The organism is Frankia sp. CeTa3Moorea, assembly GCF_978021225.1.
On the sequence record NZ_CDXDOR010000198.1, the window covers coordinates 2,842 to 7,725 of the forward strand.

The following is a 4,884-nucleotide window of genomic DNA, read 5'->3' on the forward strand; positions in this document are numbered from 1 at the left end:
CTCGGGTCACGCCCGTACCCTCGGCGTGCGGATCGGGCTGGTCGACACCGCGCTCATCGTCGGGCTCGGCCTCGTCGTCGTCCTCGGCCTGACCACCGTGGGCGTTCTCATGGCGCTGACCCTGTGCATCGCCCCGGCCGTCGCCGCCCGGCTGCTGTCCAGCCGCCTGCGCGGGGTCCTTTTCCTCTCCGCGGGCCTCGGTGCCGCGGCCGGCCTGGCGGGTCTCCTGGCCAGCTACCACCTCACCCTGCCCGCGGGCCCGGCCCTGCTGGCAGCCATCCCGCCCGACGCGCGGCGCGGTCGCTTCGATGACGGTTTCGGCACTCTGCTGAACGGAAGGCCGCCGCTGGAGCCGTCGCACGGTGTGGCGGTTGTCCACTTCGCCGCGCGCCGTCCGTTCCACCCGATGCGCCTGCATGGCGCCCTGGACGTGCTGCTCGACGGTGTCGTGCGTACCCGTGGCCGGTTGTGGGTCGTCAGTCAGCCGGACAGGGCGCTGTGGCTGGAATCGGCGGCGGTGGGCTGACGATCGGCAGCCTCGGGTCGTGGCTCACCGCTGTGAGTGACTGGTCGCAGGCCCCGCCTGCCTGCCTTGTGGAGGGTTCGACGAGCCGGGACCGCCGCCCCGGCGAACGCGGGCAGGAGGTGGTCGTGATCACCCTGACCGCGCCACCCGAAGCGATCATCACCGCCCTGAGTGAGGCGCTGGTGACCGACGAGGAACTGGAACTGGCCGGCGAACTGGATTTCGTCGACCCGTTCATCGAGTCGTACGACGAGATGGAGGAGCTGTGAAAAAGGATATACACCCCGACTACCATCCGGTTGTCTTCCAGGACCGATCGACCGGAAAGGCCTTTCTGACCCGGTCCACGGCCACGTCGGACCGCACGATCGACTGGGAGGACGGCAACGTCTACCCGCTCATCGCGGTCGACATCACAGCCGATTCGCATCCGTTCTGGACGGGTGACCAACGGGTGATCGACACCGCGGGCCGCGTCGAGAAGTTCAACCGCCGCTATGGAAAGAGGAGCCGCTGACATGGCCGTCCCCAAACGCAGGACCTCCCGCAGCAACACCCGGCACCGTCGCGCCCAGTGGAAGGCCGTGGCGCCCGACCTGGTTCCGGTGACCACCCCCGACGGCCGCACGCTTCGGGTGCCCCGTCGGCTCGTCGCCGCCTACAAGCGCGGGCTGCTGTGACCACTGGGGAAACCTGACGCCGGTCCCCGGCCGCGCCTGCCGTACGCGAGCGGGCCCATCACAGGGGTGCCCACTTCTGCCTGCGGCAGCGAAGCTGGACCAGGCCAGGTGACTGGCTGTGGCCTTTTCCCCCCGGGCTGGCCTGGTGTGGTCGTCGGGCGCCTATCGTCGAGCGCGCGTTAGGCTCCTGCCGGGGGTTGGGTGCATCGGCCTGGTCGGCTCGGCCGGCACGCCGGTGGCGCGGCCGGCTGATCTAAATGAAAACGGGTATCGTTGCGACGTCGCTGGAGCACAGCAAGGTCGCCATGGTCAAGGAGTGCCGCGCGTGAAGATTGCTTTTGTTGGCAAAGGTGGCAGTGGGAAGACCACGTTGTCTGCCCTGTTCTGTCGGCATCTGGCTGCGTCCGGGCATTCGGTTCTGGCGATCGACGGGGACATCAACCAGCATCTGGGTGCCGCGTTGGGGATTGCCGATGACGTGGTGCCGCCACCGATGGGCGAACATCTCGTCGAGATCAAGGACTATCTGCGGGGCGACAATCCCCGTATCCCGTCGGCGGAGGTGATGGTGAAGACGAGCCCGCCGGGGGCGGGTTCGCGCCTGCTCGGTATGGGGGATCCGCTCTGGTCGCGGTTCGGTTTGGATGTGGGGGGTGTGCGCCTGCTCGCCACGGGGGCGTTCGCCGAGGAGGATCTCGGAGTGGCGTGTTTCCATTCCAAACTGGGCGCCGTGGAGCTGTTGCTCAACCATCTGCAGGACGGCCCCGGCGAGTATGTGGTGGTGGATATGACGGCGGGAGCCGACGCGTTCGCGTCGGGATTGTTTACCCGGTTTGACCGGACGTTTCTGGTGTGTGAGCCGACACGGAAGGCGGTGGCGGTTCACCGTCAGTACCAGGGATATTCGGCGGAGTTCGAGGTGGCTTTGTCGGTGGTGGGGAACAAAGTCACCGACGTCGGGGATGCGGAGTTTCTGCGCCGCGAGGTCGGCGCGGATCTGTTGGCGTGGGTGGGCCAGTCGGCACCGGTGCGGGCCATGGAGCAGGGGCGCGCGTTCGCCATCGACGATCTTGACTCGGCGGATCGCGCGGTGCTGGATCAGATGAAGGCGGTGGTGGACGCGACGGTGCGGGATCCGGATCGCTTCCTCGCGCAGATGCATCAGATGCATCTGCGCAACGCGTCGGCGTGGGCGAACACCGCGGTGGGGGCGGATCTGGCCGGCCAGATCGATCCTGACTTCCGCTTTGGGGCCGACCTGGTGCCAGCCGCACGCCACGGCTTGGGCGTGGCCGCCGGTGCACGAGGGGGAGCGGGCTGATCTCCGGGGAGGCCGCGCGGGAGCCGCGCGGCCTCCCCGGCCGCCGAGCCGCCTTCCAGTGGTCAGGACCCACGTCGCGCCCGCCCGCCGCATCGGCTGCGCGTTGCGGCAAGTGCCGGTGCTGGCGGATTCAGGCGCGGCGGAGAGCGATGACGTTGTCCGCGACCGTCGCTGTCGTGTGTCCGTCCGGGCCAGTGGCGGTGCGGTGGATCCGCTCGCAGCGTGCGGTGAACCACTCGGCGGGGTCCAGGCCGAGCTCGTGGAGCGTCTGGCGGGGGGTGGGGAAGTCCGCGGGGTCTCGCTGCTGCCAGGACCAGGGCGCCGACGACGCGTGGTCGATGAGGAGGAAATAGCCGCCTGGTGCGACCTGGGCGGCTGCCTGATGCAGGACGCCACTGCGGTTGATCTCGACGGGGCTGTGGAAGGCGTTGGGGAGCCTCGCTGGTCCTGGGTCATTGCTGCCCTGGTAGTGGGGTTGCCAGAATTGTTCGCTGGGGGAGGCGTCGTCGATAGCCGTATGGTGGCCTTCGTCACCGCCCGATGCCGAGCTCATCGTGGCCGGGTGGAATAGGGGAGAAGTGCCATCTCTCGCGCGTTCTTGATCGCGCGAGCGACTTCCCGATGCTGTTTCGGCGTGAGTCCCGTGATGCGGCGGGTGCGGCGGTTCTTGGTTGTGATGTAGGTGAAACCGGTCCCCGCGGTCGACCGGAGCTTGATCTTCTGGCGGGCCTCGTTACGGGCCATCAGACCTTCACTCCCTGGGCACGCAGCCGGCGCACGATCGCCTCAATCCCAAGCTTGTCGACCGTCTTGATGCCCTTGGCGGACAGGGTCAGGGTCACCCGTCGGTTCTCGCTGGGCAGCCAGTAGGTCTTCTTCTGGATGTTGGGGTTCCAGCGGCGCCGGGTGCGGACATGCGAGTGGCTCACCCGCATGCCGAACCCGGGCTTGCGCCCCGTCACCTGGCAGTGCGCCGACATATGCGTTCTCCTGGTCTGCGGAGGGTCGGGGGCTGGTAGGGCCTGCGCTCGAACGGACCCGTCGCGCGCAGTGCGCGCAGCAGTACCGTCAGCTCGCTCCGGCTGATCTGGTGTTGCCCGACAGGTCTCCTGCGGCCGTTCATCGACCCGCCCGCTGCTGGTAGTGATGGAAGTACATCATCCGTAATGAAAATCGTTTTCATCATGCCCGAGAGGTGGTCCCGATGTCCAGCGGTGGTGGGTCGATCCCGCATGTCGGCCGTGGTGGTGCGCCCGCTCGGAGGGGGCGTGGGCTCGGGTTGGCCTCGGGTGTGACGGTGCGTCGCGGCTCGCGGGGGAGGTCTGGCTCGCGGGCTTGGCGCCGGTCGTTACTGTAATGACAATCGCTACCAGTAATGGAGGTGGGGTCATGACGTGGCGCACGGGCGAACGAGTGGATGACTCCGACAGGACGGGCGCGGACGCTTCCGGCGGCGTCGACCTCGGGCCCGTCGCCGAGACGCTGCTCATTCCGCTTTACGGTCGGGCGGAGCTCACGCGGCGCGGTGAGCGCCTGGTGGCCGATCCGAGGGCGGTCGAGCTCGTGGCGGCGATCGACTACGACTTCGCCCGGTTCGAGGGGCTGCCCAGCCTGGTCGGCGCCGCCTGGCGGACGGCGGTGTTCGACCACTGGGTCGAGGCGTGGCTTGACCGTCACCCCGCCGGGACGGTGGTCGAGATCGGCGTCGGTCTCAACACCCGCTATGAGCGGGTCGCGGCCGGCCGGGGCCGCTGGATCGAGCTGGACCTCCCGGACGCGATGGCGTTGCGCCGGCGATACTTCGCCGACGACGAGCGCCGCCGCTCCGTCGCCGCGTCGGTGCTCGATGACGGCTGGCTCGACCTGGCGGCGGATACCGGGCCGGGGCCGTGGCTGTTCGTCGCGGAGGCGGTGCTGGGCTTCCTCGACGCCGACGAGGTGCACGGGGTTCTCGACCGCATCGCGCGGCGGCTGCCCGGCAGCACCGTCGCGTTCGACAGCTGGGGCGCCTGGATGCGGGAGCACCAGGAGGAGCACGACGCGATGAGCAAGGTCTCCGCCCGGGTGCGGTGGTTCTGCGACGAGCCCGCGGATCTCGCCGGCCCGGTCCGCGGGTTCGATCTGGTGGAGTCGGTGCGGCTGACCGAGGCCCCGCAAGCCGTGCTCGAGCGCCTGCCAGAGGACGTCACCGCGAGCCTGCCCACGCTGCGCACGGAGCCGCAGGTGCTCGACTACCGGCTGAACCTGGCCACGGTCGGTGCCGCGTGAGCACCGATCCGCGTGTCCCGGTCACCGTCCTGTCCGGCTTCCTCGGCGCGGGCAAGACCACGCTGCTCAACCACGTGCTCGCCAACCGC

9 protein-coding genes and 2 pseudogenes are annotated in these 4,884 nt (G+C 69.1%); 7 read left to right on the forward strand and 4 right to left on the reverse strand.

Going from position 1 to position 4,884, the window contains the following annotated elements; translation table 11 throughout:
* The 5 genes from AC08OV_RS22185 to AC08OV_RS22205 all read left to right on the forward strand — a co-directional run.
* A partial coding sequence (locus tag AC08OV_RS22185) for a metal ABC transporter permease (RefSeq protein WP_476615098.1) occupies positions 1-526 on the forward strand: 526 nt, incomplete at its 5' end.
* Between the two features lie 125 nt (positions 527-651).
* Positions 652-795, forward strand: coding sequence for a hypothetical protein (locus AC08OV_RS22190; RefSeq protein ID WP_476615097.1), 144 nt, complete (start codon positions 652-654; stop codon positions 793-795).
* Complete coding sequence (locus tag AC08OV_RS22195; RefSeq protein WP_476615096.1) at positions 792-1,043, forward strand: type B 50S ribosomal protein L31; 252 nt, start codon at positions 792-794, stop codon at positions 1,041-1,043. Before AC08OV_RS22190 ends, AC08OV_RS22195 begins: the two co-directional genes overlap by 4 nt.
* Position 1,044: 1 nt before the next feature.
* Positions 1,045-1,206: a 50S ribosomal protein L32 gene (gene rpmF / locus AC08OV_RS22200; RefSeq protein ID WP_071062807.1), complete on the forward strand. Its 162-nt coding sequence runs from the start codon at positions 1,045-1,047 to the stop codon at positions 1,204-1,206.
* A gap of 325 nt (positions 1,207-1,531) precedes the next feature.
* Positions 1,532-2,527 (forward strand): ATP-binding protein, encoded by a 996-nt coding sequence (locus tag AC08OV_RS22205; protein WP_476615095.1) that lies wholly within the window; start codon positions 1,532-1,534, stop codon positions 2,525-2,527.
* A gap of 130 nt (positions 2,528-2,657) precedes the next feature.
* On the opposite strand, the gene AC08OV_RS22210 is transcribed toward AC08OV_RS22205, so the two are convergent.
* The 4 genes and pseudogenes from AC08OV_RS22210 to rpmB all read right to left on the reverse strand — a co-directional run bounded on the left by AC08OV_RS22210 (position 2,658) and on the right by rpmB (position 3,507).
* Positions 2,658-3,080 carry a hypothetical protein gene (locus tag AC08OV_RS22210; RefSeq protein ID WP_476615094.1) on the reverse strand — a complete coding sequence of 141 codons (423 nt, stop codon included), beginning with the start codon at positions 3,078-3,080 and terminating at the stop codon, positions 2,658-2,660.
* A pseudogene (rpsR, locus tag AC08OV_RS22215) lies at positions 3,077-3,187 on the reverse strand (30S ribosomal protein S18); the annotation flags it as partial. The gene AC08OV_RS22210 and the pseudogene rpsR, both read right to left, overlap by 4 nt.
* Positions 3,185-3,271 (reverse strand): annotated as a pseudogene (gene rpmG / locus AC08OV_RS22220) (50S ribosomal protein L33); the annotation flags it as partial. The pseudogenes rpsR and rpmG, both read right to left, overlap by 3 nt.
* A complete protein-coding gene (gene rpmB, locus AC08OV_RS22225; protein ID WP_071062797.1) occupies positions 3,271-3,507 on the reverse strand; it encodes a 50S ribosomal protein L28 in 237 nt (78 codons plus the stop codon). The pseudogene rpmG and the gene rpmB, both read right to left, overlap by 1 nt.
* 409 nt (positions 3,508-3,916) lie before the next feature.
* On the opposite strand from rpmB, the gene AC08OV_RS22230 reads away from it, so the two are divergent.
* A complete protein-coding gene (locus AC08OV_RS22230; protein ID WP_476615093.1) occupies positions 3,917-4,795 on the forward strand; it encodes a class I SAM-dependent methyltransferase in 879 nt (292 codons plus the stop codon).
* Positions 4,792-4,884: GTP-binding protein (locus AC08OV_RS22235; RefSeq protein ID WP_476615102.1), on the forward strand; the 93-nt coding region annotated here is incomplete at its 3' end. The genes AC08OV_RS22230 and AC08OV_RS22235, both read left to right, overlap by 4 nt.

Excerpts from the sequence above, each read along its gene's own strand:
- rpmB (WP_071062797.1), bottom strand. The coding sequence starts at position 3,507 with ATGTCGGCGCACTGCCAGGTGACGGGGCGCAAGCCCGGGTTCGGCATG.
- AC08OV_RS22230 (WP_476615093.1), top strand. The coding sequence starts at position 3,917 with ATGACGTGGCGCACGGGCGAACGAGTGGATGACTCCGACAGGACGGGC.
- AC08OV_RS22210 (WP_476615094.1), bottom strand. The coding sequence starts at position 3,080 with ATGAGCTCGGCATCGGGCGGTGACGAAGGCCACCATACGGCTATCGAC.
- rpmF (WP_071062807.1), top strand. The coding sequence starts at position 1,045 with ATGGCCGTCCCCAAACGCAGGACCTCCCGCAGCAACACCCGGCACCGT.